This window comes from Paenibacillus sp. FSL R7-0302 (assembly GCF_038006885.1).
Classification (GTDB): Bacteria; Bacillota; Bacilli; order Paenibacillales; family Paenibacillaceae; genus Paenibacillus_AQ.
Genome location: NZ_JBBOWB010000001.1, coordinates 2,521,087 through 2,539,286, shown reverse-complemented (window position 1 = coordinate 2,539,286; position 18,200 = coordinate 2,521,087). Strand labels below are relative to the sequence as shown.

The 18,200-nt window shown below is 53.4% G+C and carries 16 protein-coding genes; 4 read left to right on the top strand and 12 right to left on the bottom strand.

Annotation, left to right across the window (positions count from 1 at the left end; genetic code table 11):
• The first annotated feature begins 96 nt into the window (after nt 1-96).
• On the top strand, nt 97-1,047 hold the full coding sequence (locus MKY96_RS11125; protein WP_340940368.1) for an alpha/beta hydrolase: 951 nt from the start codon (nt 97-99) through the stop codon (nt 1,045-1,047).
• A gap of 140 nt (nt 1,048-1,187) precedes the next feature.
• Here MKY96_RS11125 and MKY96_RS11120 read toward each other — a convergent pair whose 3' ends face one another.
• A complete protein-coding gene (locus MKY96_RS11120) occupies nt 1,188-1,544 on the bottom strand; it encodes a hypothetical protein (RefSeq protein ID WP_051478104.1) in 357 nt (118 codons plus the stop codon).
• Nucleotides 1,545-1,665: 121 nt separating this feature from the next.
• A complete protein-coding gene (locus tag MKY96_RS11115) occupies nt 1,666-2,886 on the bottom strand; it encodes an aminotransferase class I/II-fold pyridoxal phosphate-dependent enzyme (protein WP_340940367.1) in 1,221 nt (406 codons plus the stop codon).
• A gap of 319 nt (nt 2,887-3,205) precedes the next feature.
• Between MKY96_RS11115 and MKY96_RS11110 the strand changes: the two genes are divergently transcribed.
• Nucleotides 3,206-3,379 carry a hypothetical protein gene (locus MKY96_RS11110; RefSeq protein WP_340940365.1) on the top strand — a complete coding sequence of 58 codons (174 nt, stop codon included), beginning with the start codon at nt 3,206-3,208 and terminating at the stop codon, nt 3,377-3,379.
• Between the two features lie 72 nt (nt 3,380-3,451).
• Here MKY96_RS11110 and MKY96_RS11105 read toward each other — a convergent pair whose 3' ends face one another.
• Nucleotides 3,452-5,236, bottom strand: a complete 1,785-nt coding sequence (locus MKY96_RS11105; RefSeq protein ID WP_340940364.1) for an ABC transporter substrate-binding protein — start codon at nt 5,234-5,236, stop codon at nt 3,452-3,454.
• Nucleotides 5,237-5,381: 145 nt separating this feature from the next.
• Between MKY96_RS11105 and MKY96_RS11100 the strand changes: the two genes are divergently transcribed.
• On the top strand, nt 5,382-6,623 hold the full coding sequence (locus MKY96_RS11100; RefSeq protein ID WP_340940362.1) for an MDR family MFS transporter: 1,242 nt from the start codon (nt 5,382-5,384) through the stop codon (nt 6,621-6,623).
• Nucleotides 6,624-7,036: 413 nt separating this feature from the next.
• Here the strand turns inward: MKY96_RS11100 and MKY96_RS11095 are convergent, their stop codons facing one another.
• The 8 genes from MKY96_RS11095 to MKY96_RS11060 all read right to left on the bottom strand — a co-directional run bounded on the left by MKY96_RS11095 (nt 7,037) and on the right by MKY96_RS11060 (nt 16,114).
• A complete protein-coding gene (locus MKY96_RS11095; RefSeq protein ID WP_340940361.1) occupies nt 7,037-8,386 on the bottom strand; it encodes an FAD-dependent oxidoreductase in 1,350 nt (449 codons plus the stop codon).
• Nucleotides 8,387-8,399: 13 nt separating this feature from the next.
• Nucleotides 8,400-9,248 (bottom strand): carbohydrate ABC transporter permease, encoded by an 849-nt coding sequence (locus tag MKY96_RS11090; RefSeq protein WP_340940360.1) that lies wholly within the window; start codon nt 9,246-9,248, stop codon nt 8,400-8,402.
• The gene (locus MKY96_RS11085; protein ID WP_340940359.1) at nt 9,232-10,146 is read right to left on the bottom strand and encodes a carbohydrate ABC transporter permease; all 915 of its coding nucleotides are present in this window, start codon (nt 10,144-10,146) and stop codon (nt 9,232-9,234) included. Before MKY96_RS11085 ends, MKY96_RS11090 begins: the two co-directional genes overlap by 17 nt.
• Nucleotides 10,147-10,164: 18 nt before the next feature.
• The gene (locus MKY96_RS11080) at nt 10,165-10,857 is read right to left on the bottom strand and encodes a hypothetical protein (protein ID WP_340940358.1); all 693 of its coding nucleotides are present in this window, start codon (nt 10,855-10,857) and stop codon (nt 10,165-10,167) included.
• An 86-nt stretch (nt 10,858-10,943) separates the two neighbouring features.
• The gene (locus MKY96_RS11075) at nt 10,944-12,233 is read right to left on the bottom strand and encodes an ABC transporter substrate-binding protein (protein ID WP_340940357.1); all 1,290 of its coding nucleotides are present in this window, start codon (nt 12,231-12,233) and stop codon (nt 10,944-10,946) included.
• Between the two features lie 130 nt (nt 12,234-12,363).
• A complete protein-coding gene (locus tag MKY96_RS11070; protein WP_340940356.1) occupies nt 12,364-13,131 on the bottom strand; it encodes a response regulator transcription factor in 768 nt (255 codons plus the stop codon).
• On the bottom strand, nt 13,124-14,914 hold the full coding sequence (locus MKY96_RS11065) for a cache domain-containing sensor histidine kinase (RefSeq protein ID WP_340940355.1): 1,791 nt from the start codon (nt 14,912-14,914) through the stop codon (nt 13,124-13,126). The genes MKY96_RS11070 and MKY96_RS11065 overlap by 8 nt, the downstream gene beginning before the upstream one ends.
• A gap of 243 nt (nt 14,915-15,157) precedes the next feature.
• Complete coding sequence (locus MKY96_RS11060; RefSeq protein ID WP_340940353.1) at nt 15,158-16,114, bottom strand: helix-turn-helix transcriptional regulator; 957 nt, start codon at nt 16,112-16,114, stop codon at nt 15,158-15,160.
• A 116-nt stretch (nt 16,115-16,230) separates the two neighbouring features.
• Between MKY96_RS11060 and MKY96_RS11055 the strand changes: the two genes are divergently transcribed.
• Nucleotides 16,231-17,178, top strand: coding sequence for a Gfo/Idh/MocA family protein (locus tag MKY96_RS11055; protein ID WP_340940351.1), 948 nt, complete (start codon nt 16,231-16,233; stop codon nt 17,176-17,178).
• 528 nt (nt 17,179-17,706) lie between these two features.
• On the opposite strand, the gene MKY96_RS11050 is transcribed toward MKY96_RS11055, so the two are convergent.
• A complete protein-coding gene (locus MKY96_RS11050; protein ID WP_340940350.1) occupies nt 17,707-18,195 on the bottom strand; it encodes a flavodoxin domain-containing protein in 489 nt (162 codons plus the stop codon).
• Nucleotides 18,196-18,200: the final 5 nt, after the last annotated feature.

Here is an 18,200-nt window from a genome sequence, read left to right as displayed (position 1 = left end):
CGGGCGATCCGTTCGCTTTACGTTTCAGAAACTTGTCAGGCGGTTATGGATGAGGAGAGCTTGACCTAATCTGCTAGAAGAAGGAGACTGTAACCTATGTCTGATCATAAAAGAGTTATTCTTGAACCTGCAGCTCAGAAATTTGCCGATGATAATGCCAAGCCTCCCTTCCTGCCCGATCTGGGTCCGGAAAAAGGCCGCGAAACGGTCAACACCGTCCAGGCTGGCGATATCGAAAAACCCGAGGCAGATCTTCAGGATCTGACCGTAGCCGGCGGCCCCGGCGGTGAAGTGAAGGTCCGCATTGTCCGTCCGGTAGGCACCTCCGGCACTTCCTTGCCGGTCATTCTCTACATTCATGGAGCAGGCTGGGTATTCGGCAACAGTCACACGCATGACCGGCTCATCCGCGAGCTGACTGTGGGTACAGGCGCTGCCGTGGTATTTCCAGAATACAGCCTGTCCCCGGAAGCCAAATATCCTACGGCCATTGAAGAAATCTATGCGGTACTGGAATGGATCGCCAGTGAGGGCTCCACGTATGGACTCGACGCCTCCAGGCTGAGTGTCGCTGGGGACAGTGTCGGCGGTAACATGACTGCTGCCATCACCCTAATGGCCAAAGAACGCAGCGGTCCGGCCATCTCTAAGCAATTACTTTTCTATCCGGTTACAGATGCTTCCTTCGATACGGAATCGTATCATCAGTTCGCAGAAGGATATTTCCTCCAGCGCGAAGGCATGAAATGGTTCTGGGATCAATATACCACCGATCCTGAGGAGCGGGCACAGATTACGGCATCTCCGCTGCGGGCCAGTCTGGACCAGCTTAGCGGTCTGCCGGAAGCCTTGATTATCACTGGTGAAGCCGATGTGCTTCGTGATGAAGGAGAGGCCTATGCGAATAAGCTTCGCGAAGCAGGCGTTCCCGTTACGGCTGTGCGCTTCCAGGGCATTATCCACGATTTCGTGATGCTGAACGCGCTGGCAGACACTAAGGCTAACCAAGGAGCATTGCTGCTGGCAACGGCTTGGTTGAAGCACTAAGTCCCTGGAATATAACTATGTAAAAATAAAGCAAGCCCGTACCGGTGAATTCCAGTGCGGGCTTGCTTACATATATGAGGTTGCCAGAACCGGCAGCAGTGCGGTTTAGACTACCTGCCTCAAACCAACCTACGGTCCATCTATTTCCGCTGGGAATAGAACTCCGCTGCTTTGATCAGCATATCCTTCAGTGAACCGAAGGAAGTAGTCTTCGCTACATGCTCATCAAGCTGATCCGACGGGAGCGATTTTATCTCCTCTGCTGATCCGGCAGAGAAACCCCCTTTTTGCAGCAGATCCTTCAAGGACTCGAACGGAGTGAACTTTTGCAGAAAAGAACTAGATAGCAGTTGCTCCAGCGGCAGCTTCTGCAGCAGTTGCTCGACAGGCAGCTTATCTAGCGGTAATTTCTGCAGCAGCTCGTAGGCACGGCCTTCTTTGAGGGAACCGACTACTCCTTGTATTTTATCGCCTAATCCTCCAATGTTAAATCCCATAAGGTCAACCTCCTGAAAATCTGTAGTTGATCCTTATTACCCCGAATTCAGATCAGCGAATTACAGTGGTTGACATAATGTTGATTATGTTACTCAATGACACTTCTCACATCCCACATTCTCATCTCTCCGAACGCAGAAACTTCCCGATCCTCCGGGCAGCTTCCAGCAGACGTTCTTCCTCCTCTACCAGTGCAATTCGCACATACCCTTCCCCCTGGCTGCCAAAAGCATCTCCCGGAATGACCGCTACTCCGGTTCTCAGCAGCAGGTCATGCGCGAAGCGGCGCGAACTTCCGGCTTCCCCCCTACTCCCATAGGCATCCGGCAGCCTCGCCCAAATAAACATAGTAGCTTCCGGCGAGGGCACCGCCCACCCTTCAAGATGCAGCGCCTCTACCAAAAGATTCCGCCGCCGCTCATACAGCTCAGCCACCCCTTGGTCCGGCCCGGAGTTCATCGCTTGCTCCAGCGCCACAACCGCCGCTTCTTGAATCGGCTCGAAGACGCCGTAATCGACATTGCTTTTCAGCTCCCGCAGCGCCCCGACGGCCTGAGCATTGCCCGTCATGAAGCCGATGCGGCAGCCGGCCATGTTGAAGCTTTTGGAGAAGGAATGAAATTCAACGGCGGTGTCCCGCGCCCCAGGTACCTGGAGGATGCTGATCGGCCGGTATCCATCGAACCCCATCTCTGAATAAGCCAGATCATGCACGACCAGCACCTCCCACTTACGGGCAAGCTCCACGAGCCGCTCCATATAAGCCATATCCACAGTAACCGAAATCGGATTGCCGGGAAAGCTGAGCAGGATAAAAGATGCTTCCCGCCAGACCTCCTCAGGAATTCGCTCCAGATCCGGCCGGAACGCATTCTCCTCCAGGAGTGGCAGCGGCCAAGACCTAACCCCTGCTATTGCGAGCGCCCCTGAATAAATGGGATAACCGGGGTCCGGCACAATCGCCAGATCACCGGGATTGCAGATGGCCAGGGCCAGATGCGAGAGTCCGTCCTGTGAACCCATCAGGGACACGATTTCCTCCTCCGGATCTACCTCCGCGCCGAAACGCCACTGCATCCATCTCGCCGCCTGATTGCGCAGCGCTGCACTTCCCTTGGACGACGGATACGCATAGCTATCCTCCCGCAGTACTGCTTCACTTAATACCTGACGGATCTCGGGCAGAGGCGCCCGGTCCGGACTGCCGATTCCAAGATCGATAATGTTAAGTCCCGCTTGCCGGGCTTCTGACTTCCATGCCGACACCTCGGCAAAGATCGATGATCCCAGATGAGACAGCTTGTCTGATCTCCATTTATGGTGCTTGCTGCTATGAATCAATGGACTCCCTCCAGCGTATGTTTTTCAATAGTATAGCATGGGTCAGGAGACTCGAAGCAGAGAAAGAACAGACGAATGTTCGAAATGGGCATTAATTCCATTATTAATATATTATTCTACTAAAATCACTCTATTTAAGGTGACAACTAGTGCGGGAAGTGATATAGAAATCGATATGAAGAGAAACAGCGTATAATTTATGTTATACGCTGTTTTTTAGAGGCGATTTTGTTTGTTATTAAGGAATATATGCCTCCGTCGAATCGCCGCTGCCACCCGGGCATAGGATAGAGTATTACAGATGAAAGTAGGAAAACACATGTCCAAGAATAAGCGCGGCAAAGCACTTTACATTACCCCCTCCCGGGCCAGGGGCACCTGTCCGATCTGCGGAAGCACCCGGATCAAGCTTTTGTATTTCGGCAAAGGCCCGGAGGGTGAGAAGCTGACGGTCTGCAAGAAATGTGACGGTAAGCAGCAGCAAGCGGTCTGAATCAAGTTGTAAGGTTATTGCACAAAAAAACGGCCTGCTCTCCCCTTCAGGAAAGCAACCGTTTCTTTGTGCCTACTCAAACCCCGATTTCACCCACAGCTTGGAGATATCCAAAAATCCGAAGGAGCCGGGCTCCAGTCCGAACAGATTCTGACTTAATTGCGCTTTTTTATTCATGTGACAGCCATACAGTACCCAACCGTTATCACGCAGCTTGCCTTCGGCCAGCTCCAGTACCTCTGCCCTCTCCCCGGCGGCCAGCCGGGCGAAAGGCATCAGTAGCTCTGTCAACTCAGATTTCTGGCTGTCCAGCAAGAGGTGATGCAGATAATTCGACTCATTGCGAAAATAATTAATCATCCCCCACTGCCAGTCATCCTCCAGTACTTCTTCGCAGATCACAAGATCCGCTTGGTTCATCAAGTCCGGCAGATCATACTCCCCTAAAGGATACAGCTCAAGCTGTAATCCAATTTCCCTGCTGCGCTCCTGCAGCCAAATCGCCTCATCCTGATCCTCTTTACAGGTCCGGTAGGCCAACTTCACTGCCTCTCCTCTGTATCCGCCTTCCTCAAGCATCGCCCGCGCTTCCTCCAATTGTGGCTCAGCGAACTCATACTTGCTGCTCTGCCAGGGAAGGAAGCTGCCTGCCGGCATAATCCGGTTGCCTCCCAGCTCACGAATCAGGGCAAGCTGATTATAGAGGATACGCATGGCCTGCCGGAGCGCGGGATGATGGTGTACGCCTTCTTTTCGAAAATTAAACAGAACGTACCTGCACCCGACAGCCGGATAATCGATACTGTGGCTCCTTCCCTCCTCTGCTGCGGCCACACTGCTCAGACTGGTACTGGCACCCGTCAGCTGATATTGACGTATCCCCGAGGCCAAATGCGGCAGGTACCAGATCTCGACCCTGTCCAGCAGAGGACGGATTCCGTAGTAAAGATCGTAAGCGCTGAGTACAAGCACATCCTGGCTCAGATCCGCTACCTGATAGGGCCCCGTGCCAACCGGATGCACAGCGAAATCCACATCGTAAGGAACAATCGACATATAGATCGAGCTGAACAGATGCAGGAAGAAGAAATTAGGCTGCACCAGATCGAACCGGATACGGTAGTCCCCCTCCAGCTCCACATGAATGATATCCTCAAAATGACAGATCGCCGGACTTCTAAGTCCGATCAGACGTAGGAGGGTTTCTTTTACATCCCGGGAAGTCATCATGCGGCCGTGGTGGAACCGCACCCTCTTGCGCAGATAGAACAGGTAGCTTGTACTGCTCTCGTTAGCCTCCCACGTGTGGGCCAGCCCCGGCAGGAAAACCCCGTTCTGTGCATCATAAGTAATCAGGGTACTGCAAATATGCCCCAGCAAATAGGTCTCAAAAGCGGTGTATACGGTGGCCGGGTCCAGCTTCTCCATCGCACGGTTACGGGAGATTCGCAGCACCTCCTGCCCGGATGTGGAGCCGGGTTCGCTCCAGAAGCCCATTTGCTTATCGAGAACTGCCAGCAGGCGTTCTTTGAGCGGCTCGTTAACCGGGTATTGACCAATCAATTCGACGGCAGGCTTAATCCGGCCTTTGGAGACTAACTCCTGAAATCTCTCCTCCAGCACCTCATCTATATGACGTAAAAAAGTCATCTGCGAGCGATTCCCTCTCCCTCTTCCGGGTATCCAGGCAATCAGCTGCTGCTCCTCCAGCTTCCGCAGAATAAACTTCACATTGCGCGGTGTGCAGCACAGGATACCGGTCAACTGCTCAATCGTCACCGGAACCGGCTGCTGGAGGTTATATGCCGGAGCCAAGGCTGCGGCCAAACAGAGATAATGCGTGCTGCTGGTGTCCATATGATCAACCCCCTTTTAAAAGGTGAAAAGTGACATATAATTCTTACACTTTTATTTCCCCCTTTGTTCTATACAATTATACATAATCATTCGATAAGAAGTATGCTTCATATTCAAAAACATGGACTAGGAGACGGGGATTCAAATGAAACAACATCTGCGCCACATTCACCCGCTGGCCTGGACCATCATCATTGGAACGATGTTCGGCCGGCTGGTTACTTCAATGAGCATTCCTTTTCTCTCTATTTATCTCACGCAGGTGCTTGGCGCATCCGCTACCCAGACCGGGTTCACCGTGGCCGTCAGCTCGCTGGCAGGGGTAATGATCAGCTTCTACGGCGGTTATATCTCGGATGTGATCGGGCGCCGGATCGTCATGCTGGTCTCCGTGTTCGGCTGGGCCTGCGTATTCTTCGGCTTCGCTGCAGCGCAGCATTTATGGGTCTTCTTCCTGGTGAACACGCTCAACGGACTGTGCCGCGCCGTATTTGAACCAACTTCACGGGCATTATTGTCAGATATCACCCCGCCGGAGCAAAAGCTGCTGGTCTTCAATCTGCGGTATGCGGCGGTGAATCTGGGTGTGGTCTTCGGTCCGATTATCGGCCTCCAGCTCGGCTCCGCCAAGTCCACCTTCCCGTTCGTAATCGCAGGGATCGTCTATATCGCCTATGGACTTGTTCTGTTCCTGCAATTCTCGGTGCACCGTGCCAGCCTGCCTGTGCATGGAGAAGCCCGGACGCCGAAGCTGCTCGATGCGCTCGCGGTCACCGGAAGGGATAAGGTATTTCTGCCCGTTCTGCTGGGAACCATCTTCTGCGTCCTCGGGTATGGCCACTTCAGCTCTACACTGGCGCAATTTCTGGCGATGAACACCCATTTCAGCAATGGCAGCCAAGTCTTCTCTTATATGCTGTCGCTTAATGCAGTGACGGTGCTGGTCGTACAGTATCCTATCGTGCGTGCAGCCAGCAAGTTCGCGCCGATTATCCCGCTCATTCTGGGCAATGTCTGCGTAGCCCTTAGTCTGCTGCTGTTCGGAATGCCTGGAGGGGTGCCCCTGCTGATGTTCAGCGTGGTTCTGTTCACTGTCGGGGAAGTCCTGCTCTTCACGATGATGGATATGCTGATTGACCGAATCGCCAAGCCGGAATGGAAAGGCACCTACTTCGGTACGATTGGCTTCAATAATCTGGGCAGTGTAATGGCTCCTATCCTTGGAGGACTGCTGCTGGATCAGTTCGGCGCTCTGAATGGCCCTGCGGTGTTCGTACCGCTTGCGCTGACCACGGCGCTCGGCCTTCCTTTCCTGATTACCGCGCATAAAAGACTCCGCATCCGCGAGGCCGCCGAAGCAAGTGAAGCAAGGCGGGTTGGCGCTTGAGACGTTGAACACATTAATAAACCCCAGACCTGCTGTAAAGCGGGTTTGGGGTTTATCAATATATACTTATCATTGTTTTTAACTCTTGTGATCGTTAATAGGTTAACATAATAATTGTTATGTTGCAAAGTAATGATTATACTGCAACTAAACGCCGCTACACTAGCCCGATGTAATCGGTTTTCCGATTACATTCCACCCACGGACCCTCCCAGTGCCTAATGTAATCGGTTTTCCGATTACATTCCGCCCACGAACCATTCCAGTGCCCAATGTAATCGGTTTTCCGACTACATTCCGCCTACGAACCATCCCAGTGCCCAATGTGGTCGGTTTTCCGATTACATTCCGCCCACGGACCCTCCCAGTGCCCAATGTAATCGGTTTTCCGACTATATTCCCGCTCCGCAGCTCTATAAAACTACCCCATCCCGCTTTAGCTGCTCCTGCAGCTGCGGGATATCGAGCGCCTGCGGCTTTACTCCTGCGGCCGCCGCGAGCGCCGCTGCTGTTCCGGCCGCCTGGCCCGTGGCCATGCAGCTTGGCGTCAGGCGGGTCGTGGCCAGCGCTTCGTGCGAGGTCGAGATGCATCTGCCTGCAGCCAGCAGATTGGACACATTGGCGGATAGCAGACAACCGTACGGAATGTCGTAAGCGCCGTCTCCGGCGATGAAGGAAGCCGTTACCCCCTTGCCGGACGGATCGTGAATGTCGATCGGGTAGCCGCTGCGGGCAATGACATCACTGAACTTCCGGCCTTCTATGACATCTTCTTGGGTCAGCTGGTAATAGCCTTTAATCCGCCGCGATTCGCGGATGCCAATCTGCGGTGCAACCGCTGAGATCGAAGCCCGTTCGAAGCCCGGAACGTCGCGCTTCAGAAACTCGGCCATGAGCAGCACCTGCTTGCGCCCCTCCTGCTCCGCCAAGGTCAGATCCTCCGCATTCGTTGCGTCCAGTCCCTGGACGCGGGTGCAGTTGATCAGCACCTCATCATCTGCCGGACCGGCAAAGAACAAGACCTGATCGCGGTTAATCGGCACCTCGGCCCGCTTCCATTGCGAGTAGAATCCGCTTACCCCGGTGAGCGGCAGGTCCGGCAGTTCAGCGATCGGTGTTTTACTGTAGAACTCTTCGGGATGGCTGATCATATACGCTTTGACCTTGTGCAAATCAACGCCGCGCATTCTGAACTTCATCGTCATCGGCTGGGAACGATTATCCCCCTCCCGGCCCTGCAGCGTTTCAGCCCCGGACAGCTTCGCTACGTCGGCATCTCCGCTGCAATCCACGAAGATGCGCCCCGTTACAGGCGTACGCCCGGATTTATTGGTCACCACGACATGTTCAATCGCGCCGTCACTGACCAGCACCTCATCCACAAAGCTGTGCAGAAGCAGCTTCACCCCAGCTTCATGCAGCATATCTGTAGCTACCACTTGATAAATCTCAGGATGGTACGGCGTCAACGTATGCACGAAGCCTACCGTATCCCGGAGATGGCCCGGCGAACCGCCGTTTGCCTGCAGCCGGTCTACGATTTCCTGGGCGATGCCCTTGATCACCTGCTCGCCGCTATCGGTATGAAAGGTCATCCACGGATAGACCATAGCAGCGGTAGACATCCCGCCCACGAACCCGTAACGTTCAATGAGCACGGTCTGTGCCCCCAGCCGTCCGGCAGCAATGGCCGCCGTGATTCCTGCCGGGCCGCCCCCCACGATAACGACATCTGCCTCTATTGCAGGATTCATATCATCCACTCCTTTATGTGTGCTATTCCTTCAGCCCTGTCATGGCTACGCCCTCGATGAACCGCTTCTGCGCCAGGAAGAAGACGATCAGCAGCGGCACGGTGGCCATGACGGTGGCGCTCATCAGATAATGCCAGGAAGTGCCCACTTCATCTGTAAACAACGATAATCCCAGCGGCAAAGTCATCAGCTCACGCGTATTAATGAAAATAAGCGGGTCGAAGAACTCATTCCAGATGGACACGAACGTGAAGATCGTCAGTGTCGCCATGCCGGGACGGGCAATCGGCAGCATAATTGTCCAGTAAATGCGGAACCGGCTGCAGCCGTCGATCATCGCCGCCTCCTCAAGCTCCGTGGGTACAGTAATGAAGAATTGCCGCATGACGAAGATTCCGAACACGCCGCTTGCACCGAAGATCGGCAGCAGAATCAGCGGCAGATGCGTGTCGATCCAGCCCAGGTCGCGCATGAACAGGAACATCGGGATCGCCGTCACTTCATGCGGGATCATCATGGCGCTGAGCAGCACCAGGAACACGGCATTTCTGCCGGTGAAGGGAATTTTGGCAAACGCATAGCCGGCCAGCGAAGCGAAAAATACCGTTCCCGCCACGACGACAAACGAGATATAGACACTGTTAAAATAGAAGCGGTGAAACGGGATCAGCGTAAAAACATCCACATAATTCTGAAACTGGAATACCGGCGGAATCAGCTGCGGCGGGTAGGTGAAAATATCCTGCGGCCGTTTGAAGGAGGTGGACAGCATCCACAGGAACGGAACAAGCATAATCAGCGATACCGCCGTTAATGCAGCATACACTCCTGCTACAGACCACTTTTTGCTGTTGTTAGGCGTCGCCTTCATTGAATACCCACCTCTTTCGCAGCTGCCACTGCAGCAGAGTCAAGATCAACACGACAAAGAACAACACAAATGCCAGCGCCGAAGCGTAGCCCATCTGGAACAGCTTGAACGCTTTTTCCCAGATGTAATAGACCAGCACCTTGGTGCTGTTACTCGGTCCGCCCTGGGTCATGACATAGATCTGGCCGAACACCTTCAGCGAGCCGATTACGGTCATCACCACGGTCAGAAATACGGTGGGCGTAATCATAGGCAGGGTCACGTTGAAAAAGGTTTTGGTCTTGCCTGCCCCGTCCAGCTCAGCCGCCTCATATAATGAACGCGATACCTGCTGGATCGCAGCGATGAAGAGCACCATGTTCAGCCCCACGTTCTTTAGCACACTTGTCACAATAACGGCTGGCATCGCCAGTCTCTCATCATACAGCCAGGCGGCCCCTTTAATGTTGAACAGCATCAGCAGCTGATTGATCAGCCCGGAATCGGTGGCGAACATATACTTCCAGACGATGGACCATACGATCAGCGAAGTCATCACGGGAACGAAGATCGCGGTGCGGAAGACGCCGATGCCCTTCAAGCTTCTGGATAACAGCAGCGCCAGCATCAGAGCCAGCACAATGTTAAACGGCACCAGACCCAGCGTGAAATAAGCCGTATTGCCGAAGACCTTCCAGAACAGCGGGTCCACCGCAATATCCTTGTAATTATCCAGACCGACGAACCGGTGCTCACCAAGCAGCGGCCAGTCATTTAGGCTCATATAGAGCGCTTTCCCCATCGGAAATAACAATAATAACGTGAAACCAAGCAGCATTGGCGATATAAAAAGCCATCCGGTCACCTGTGCCTCGCGGGCAAGCGGACCCTTGTTTCGTCTCTTGACCTTTCTGTTCATGCCGGAATTCACCGCCCCCTAGCTCAATTTGTCTATTGCACCACGGAACGAGCTAACCGCACGCCGCAGCTCATCTTCTGTCTTGCCCGTCACCACCGCACCTAACATGATCGCCTTCACTCCGGCACGCTGCAAGGCAGGAACATCTCCCTCTACCAGCTTGCGCTGGGAAGGCACCAGCACGGGAAGACCGGAATGGTCGGCCAGATACCGGTATTTCAACAGGTCTGCGAAGCTGAGGGCCGTACCGTATTCGCTGCCAGGCACAATGGAAGCTTCAAGCGCCGTGATCCCGAATTGCGCCCCCGCCTGAACCTGACTGAGATCATAGGTGTCATTAATGGCAAAGGTCCGGTCCAATCCATGGTCCTCCAGCATAAAGGATGGCAGATGATGGGCATAGATCGAATAGAAATCGAACCCGAGCGGAGCAAGCCGCCTGATCTCTTCTTCCGCCACACCCTCTAAGCTGCCGGAGGGCACTACCCCAAAGGGACCGTCAAAGGCAGACCGGATGTCACTAAAAATATCCTCATAGCTGTCAAGCGGACCGAAATGAGTACCACTGGCCCGGTGGCCGACATTAAAATGAACCTTCAAAGCATCCGCGCCTTCCTCAAGCGCTGCCTTCGCCAGTCTTACATCATTGGCAGGAAGGCTGATGATCAAGGACAGGACGTTTTGCTCCAATCTTTGCTTCAATTTACCCATTGTATTTCGCTCCCTGTTTCGGGCAGTCCGTCAAGCCGGACGCTGCTCTCTGCTGAGCGCCGGTTGACGGTCCCTTGCCCGGAGTCTTATTTCAAAATAGCCTCGACATCAGTCTGCATCTTCGCCATATTGTCCTTGGCGGACGCCGATTGGCCGAACAGGCGGTCAAAGCCTTGCAGCACCGCATTGTCGATATCCTGCCAGCGGATGTGGCCTGGAATGATGCGCGCCTTCGGCATTTCATCGATAACAGCTTGCACGATGTGCTCGGCTGGCGGGTTGTTCGGCTGATTCAGGAACGCATCGGAACTCAGCACCGATGTACGCGGCGGCACGAAATAAGTGGATGTCGCTTCGATCCCCGACTGGCTGGCGAACAGTTTGAGCAGCTTTTTGGCTTCCTCCGGATGCTTGCTGTCCTTGAACAGCGTATAGCCTGCTTGACCCAGCATCGGAACACTGCCTGCGGAGCCGGACGGCATCGGCGCAATGCTCCATTCAAATCCTGTAATCTCACGCGCTTTCGAGACATAGCTGTAGTTGTCGAAGAACATGCCCAGATTCCCTGCATCGAAGCTAATCTGTTCGCCTGCTTTCGGGTGGGATTCGTCCTCATACATCATCCTCTCCAGCAGCTCCATGGTCTCCACGCCATACTGGTCATTCCAGGTGAACGCGGTCAGATCCTCATTGAACGGGCCGCTTCCATAAGACCACGAGTACGAGGACAGAATGGCCCAGGTCTTCCAGTCACGGAAGAAGTTCGCGCCATACACCCGCCCCCCAGCATCTTTGACAGCAATCGCTTTGGCCGATTCCTCAAAGGTCTTCCAGGTCCATTTCCCTGCGGAAGCCAGCGTATTCGGGTCCGTCAGATTCGCCTTGTCGAACAGCGTCTTGTTGTAGAACATGACCACCGGCGGTGTCGAGAACGGCAGGCCAAGCAACTGATCCCCGTCCCGGAACAAATCTAGCGTGCTCGGAATATAATCGTCCAGGTTAAAGGAAGCATCGTCCTTGAAGGAGGAGACATCCGCCAGAATGCCGTTGGCCTTGAACTGCGGGATCATCCGCTCCGAGACCCAGGCGATATCCGGAAGGGATTTCCCTGCGGCCAGCACCGATATTTTCTGCTGGTAATCGGTGAAGGGAACCGAATCCATAGTCACCTTGATGCCCGGATTGTCTGCTTCAAATTGGCTGATCAGCTTGTTGTACACATCCATATGCCCTTGATTGCCCCACATTAGAAACTTTAACTCCACATCTTCCTGTTTCCCGGGACTCTCGGCATTTCCGCTTGCTGCGGGCTTGGCACAACCTGCCGTCAAGCCCAGCAGCATGGCTGAAAGAAGCACTGCTCCTGCTTTTTTCATGAACATCCCCCTTTGATATGTTAGTTTTAATGACTCTTTTAGTATAAAGGAGACGTATTCGGTGTAGAAATCATCCAAAATACAGGAATGGTTCGTTATATTTATGTTTTACGTTAGATTAACTAACACTTCACTCTTGATTATTAAATTGATTACGGTATTCTCCCCCCGTCATCCCCGTCTGCTGCTTGAACACAAGCATGAAATGCTTCGGGCTTTGATGGCCGGATAACCGGGCCACATCATATATTTTGAGCTGGGTATGGCTGAGCAGCCATTTCGCACGTTCCATCCGGGAATCGGTTACATAGTCTGAATAATTGCAGCCCGCCTCTCCCTTGAACAGCTGGCTCAGATACGTAGCGTTCAGATTGACATGGGAAGCTACCGTCTGCAGCCGCAGATCACCGTCAATATGCAGTCTGACATATTCCTTAACATCCCGTATGATCTTGCGTGTATCTCCTCCGCTCTCCACCCGCAGCGGGCCTGGCGTCTGTTCCAGGGAAGTTATGCCATGACGCTTATCGAGCAGCAGCCGTGCTTTTTCCATCACGCTAACCAGCTCATGGCGTTCTACGGGCTTTAACAGGTAATGAAGAACTCCGTATTCTATAGCTTTTTGGGCATATTCAAATTCGCCGTATCCGCTCACAATGATGACCAGCAGCCCGGGATACATCGACTTCACCTTCCCGGCCAGCGCCAGTCCGTCCATTTCCTTCATGCGGATATCGGTAATCATTACGTCCGGCAGCTCGGACTTTAAGTACAGGAGCGCCTCCCGTCCGCCCGGCATTTCAGCGGTCACCTCGAAAAAGGGCGCCGACCTGCTAATTAGCTCGCGCATCCCTTGTCTAATCACGATCTCGTCCTCTACGAGCAGCACTTTATACATTCTCTTCTCCCCCTGATTCCGGTATCGTTATCGTAATAGTCACAGCCAGCCCTTGTCCCGGACTTCCGTCAACCGTGAGGCTCCCGCCTTCCCCGTACAGCAGCTTGATCCGCTGGCCGATATTGCGCAGCCCCAGACTCTCCTCCTCGCTGCGCCGGAGCGAATCCATGGAAGGATCTTGTTCGATCTCCCGGTTCAGCGCCGTGAGTTCCTCCTCCTCTAAGCCGTTCCCGTCGTCACGCACCGTAATCAATAGCTCGTTGTCAAAACGCAGCGCTGACACCCAGATCGTCCCTTCTTCTCGCCCGGCGATCCCGTGATCGATGGCATTCTCCACCAGCGGCTGAATGGTGAGCTTCGGAATGCGCAAATGCTGCACATCCTCTTCAATCTCGTTATGCACCGTCAGCTTACCGCCAAAGCGGATCTGCTGGATACGGACATAGGAGTCCACGAACGCGATTTCCTCCCCCAGCGATACGAGCCGGCCGGCCTTGTCAATCGTATAGCGAAGCAGCTTGCCCAGTGCGGATACCATATCCGATACCTCATCATGCCTGCGCTGGACGGCCATCATATTGATCGATTCCAGCGTATTATAGATAAAATGCGGGTTAATCTGACTCTGCAGGGCGGACAGCTCAGCCTCCTTTTCCCGGAGTCCAATCACGAGTACCTCATGAAACAGGCGGTTGATTTCGTCCATCATCTTATTAAATCCGCGCCCGAGCTGCCCGAATTCATCTCCCCCCAGCGGACTGACCCGCATGTTGAAATCCCCCCGCTCCACCCTGGACATATTGCTCTTGAGCTCCACCAGAGGGAGGGTGATCCGGTACGATACCGCATAAGCGAGCAACAGCACCGTCACCAGGCAAAAAAGGGCAAGCCATAACGTGAAAATCATCATCGCGCGCGATTCCTTCAGCATCACTCCAATGGGAGTCAGGCCGATGACGGACAAGCCCGAATACGGAGACTTATGGCTGACAAACAAATAATCTGTGCCTCCCAGCCTCTCCCGCTCCCCGCCATGCAGGTCCTTGATTCGCCCGGAGCCCATCAGCTCGCCGTAGGCTGACTGCCCGTTATCCGGCTTTTGCTCATACAGCAAGCGCTGGTCTCCGTCAATGATCATCAGGTTCGTGGATTGTTCAATCTTCAGCTTAGAGAAGACGGAGCCGAAGGCTGACTGCTTAGCGTCGATGAGTATGTAGCCCAGACGCCTCAGTGTTCTGGGTTCCTTGATCACCCTGGCTACCGAAATATAGGCTGAGGGGTCGGTTCCGGCATAATAAGAGGGATGATGCGGGGGAAGAATGATCCACTCGCCGTCCGACTGCTCCAAGGCGCTGAACCATTCGTCATGCCTGCCATCCCATGAGGTGTTGACCGCCAGCGGCTCCACGTTGGAGAACAGGGTTCCGCTGTTGCTCAGCAGATGGATCCCCCGGATTTCCGGACGGTCGTAGGCCTGTGCAGAGGTATATAGCTTCATTTTCTGATAATCATCAGACAGCGCCCATGTGCCTGAGCCCATAGGACCATCGTATTTAGCCAGAATAGATAACACCTGCTCGTCATACAGTGGCATCAGCGACAACCGCTCCAGATCCTTCAGCAGCCTGTCCAGATTGGCGTTGGCCTGTCCGGCGACATCCACCGTATATTGCTTTGTTTTCTCGTTCAGGGTGGAGGAGAAATGACGGTACGTCACCATTCCCTGCACACTTAACGGCAGCAGCGTCAGCATGGTGAACAGGAGCAGCAGTCTGGTGCGCATTTTACTTCTTCTCAACCGTAGGATCAGCCCCCGCAGCATCTCAAGCCCTCCTTTTGTTAAGTAAGCTGACATCTAAACCTCTATACAGTTTATCGTATAATGTTCCGTAATTGAATTCTATCCTCTTATATTTGGAAAAGGTACGGTTCAACAAAGTCAATAAACCCCAAACCTGCTGAAAAGCAAGGTCTGGGGCTTATTATTTTCACTCTTCGATTGTTGAAACAGTTAACATAATACCGATTATGTCTCCTTGCTGCGATTATACATTTTATCCCACACTCGCACTTGATTGCTGACGTACTCTCTCAGCTCTGGCGGCCCCACAATTTCAGCATGAACCAGTAGCGGCAGCACCCTTGCACAGGCCGAGCTATAATCGTACATATTTACAGTAAAAATCCAGGCATCTCCATCAGATCCGGTATTCATGACCTCCAGCCCCTGCAACATCTGCTCATGCTTAACACGGGTACGGATGACCACCGGATAGAACTCCCGCGCTCTGCTGTTCTGAACGAAGGCTTGCTCTGCATGTTGCCAGTAATGCTGCAGGGAGAACTGCTCAGGGATGGCATAGGTCTCCTCCAATAAAGTAACAGCTGTGAACCGTTCGCACTTGAATGTCCGCAGATTCCCGGCGCTCTCGCAATAGGCGGCAAGATACCATTCCCCCTGCTTCACGATGAGTCCATAAGGCTGCAGCTTCCGCTGCGAGCTCTCCCCATTCACCTTAAGGTACTCTGCCGCAATCTTCCGTCCCCGCCACACTGCAGTGCGCAGAATCTCAAGATACGGCACCGCTACCTGACCGCTCCACCACGGCGTATCATCGAACAGAAACCGGCGCTGCGCGGTACGGATATCCTCCTGATAGGGAGCGGGCAAGCTTGCTTCCAGCTTCAGGAGCGCATTTTTGAGCAGCAGACTGGTCTCTCCTGAACCGCCCGCCGGCATTCCCATCCCGGTCAAAAAGAGCTGGACCACCTCTTCCCCATGCATTCTCCGCAGACTCACAGTATAGCCTTCCATGAGCGAAATCCCGCCGTTCGGCCCGGTGGTGGTGACCAGCGGAATTCCCGATTCCGCCAAAACATCGATATCTCTGTAAATGGAGCGGACGGACGTTTCGAGGGCGATGGACAGCTCGTTCGCCTTCATCCGGCCCCGGGATTCAAGCAGTAAAAGTATAGCAATCAATCGGTGCAGCCGCATGCTTCTCCCCCAAACCTTCTTATTCGTCAACTATTCTTGCCACTCTGTTGTCAACAATACTGCGTTAAGATGAATGTATCAAAATCAAGGAGCTGCTGCAAATGAATATTGGCATATTAGGAACTGGGTTCGGGGCGTATCACGCCTCTCTTCTGAAGCAAATGGAGTTCGTGAACAGGATCGTCGTCTTCGGGAGAAATGAGGACAAGCTGCTAAAGCTGAAGGAAGAGCTGGGGGTAGAGATTACGATGAATGCTGAGGACATTCTGTCTGATCCCTCGATTGACGTAGTGGATATCTGCCTGCCGTCTGCGCTACATAAGACCTATGCGGTAGAGGCGATGAGACGGGGCAAACATGTTTTTTGCGAGACGCCGGTTGTTCTGGAGCCGGAAGAAGGGCGGGAGCTGCTGGACGCCGAACAGCGGTATGGCCGCAGAATCCTGGTCAATCAATTCATCAAATTCGATTATGCCTATGAATACCTGGAGCAGTCCGCCCGTGAATCCACCTACGGCCAACTGCTGCATGTCAGCTTCCGCAGGGAGACCGCCCCGGTGTGGGGGGATCTGGGCCTGTCCGCGATCGCTGCCAATCTGATGATTCATGATCTGGATGCTATCGCGTGGCTGCTGGACACCCCTGTACCCTCTTCCGTCTGTGGGACCTCTGGAGGTGTGGACGGTCAGGCGCTGGTTCATGCTACTTTCACTAACGCTGGTGTTAGCGCGCACATAACCGTCTCTTCACAAATGCCGGAGGCGTACCCGTTCACGGTTGGTTACGAAGCGTATTTTGAGCGCGGCAAGCTGGTATTCCACGAGACTAATGCTGCGAACGGAGAGGTTGAAGCCAGGCTAACCCGTTATACTTCTGCGGGCAAGACGGCTATCCCGGTGACCCCGAACAATCCTTATGAGAAAAGCCTGCGGCATGCCTTATTGTCTCTCCGGGACGAGACGGACTCCTGCCTGGCGCTGGAACATGCACTGAAATCCGTGAACCTAGCCTTCCAGTTGACGGATCAGCTTACAGTAGCCCCGGTGTAACGGGCTTTTGGATGGAGTACGGGAAGAGTTGGATTTGCTACACTTGCTAATGAACGAACGGCCCCTGCTGGGGCAACAGTCTGAAAAATGGCACTTACTTAGGCGTATTCTCAGTAAATCTGCAAAATCGCCTCCAGCAGGTGCTGTTTTTCCAAAGCCTACTGACCCCCATAAGTCCATGTCAATAACGAAACCTCGCCCGGACGGTTGTCAGCGAAGCCCTGCTTTGGCAGGTTTGGGCCTCACTTTTTCCTTTGTTAATGGCTAAGTCCTTCAAGCGTATGGGTTTGAGTGATGTGGTAAGGGGAGCGGATATTTTAGGTTTTCCTATTGTGAATTTTTCATATGTTGAAATTATGTAATTAAGGAGGCGGGAAAGGTGTGTTTTTCATGCTTTTTCATACTACTCATTGTTTATGGTTAACATAATTATTTTTATGTCACTTCTATACCCCGACGTTATAACGCGTTGCCGCTACAATATAGTAACGTTTATTTCCGTTGCCGACACCCTTGGTTCCCGCCCCTCTACTCCCCTGCCGACATCGTATGCGCAAAGCGCTCCAGCTTATCCATGGACAGCCCGCCTCCTGTCTTGTTCTCCTTACCTTTTACCATCCGCAGAACCCACTTATCGAGCGCAGATATCCGGTCCGGGTAGATCTCATCGCCCATGATCTCCCTGGCAAGCGCCTTGTTGTAGAGGATCTCAGGATAAGCCTGCTTAAGCTCCTGCTCTCCCTTCTCCCCTGTCATTCCTGCACAGATGAACAGTCCCAGCCGTTTGGTTAAAAGCTCCTGCTTGTGCTGGGCTGTGAATGCAGCCATCTCCTTACGGATTCTGCCATAGTAGATGGAGCCGCCTAGGATTACTGTGTCATAGCCAGTTAGAACCGGCAACTTGCCAGTTCTCAGATTCACCACTTTGGCCGCGTTCAGCCTGGCTTGCAGCAGTAATGCGGCTTTTTCGGTGCATCCGTATTTGCTTGCATACACGATCAAGATCCGATTGCTCATTAGGT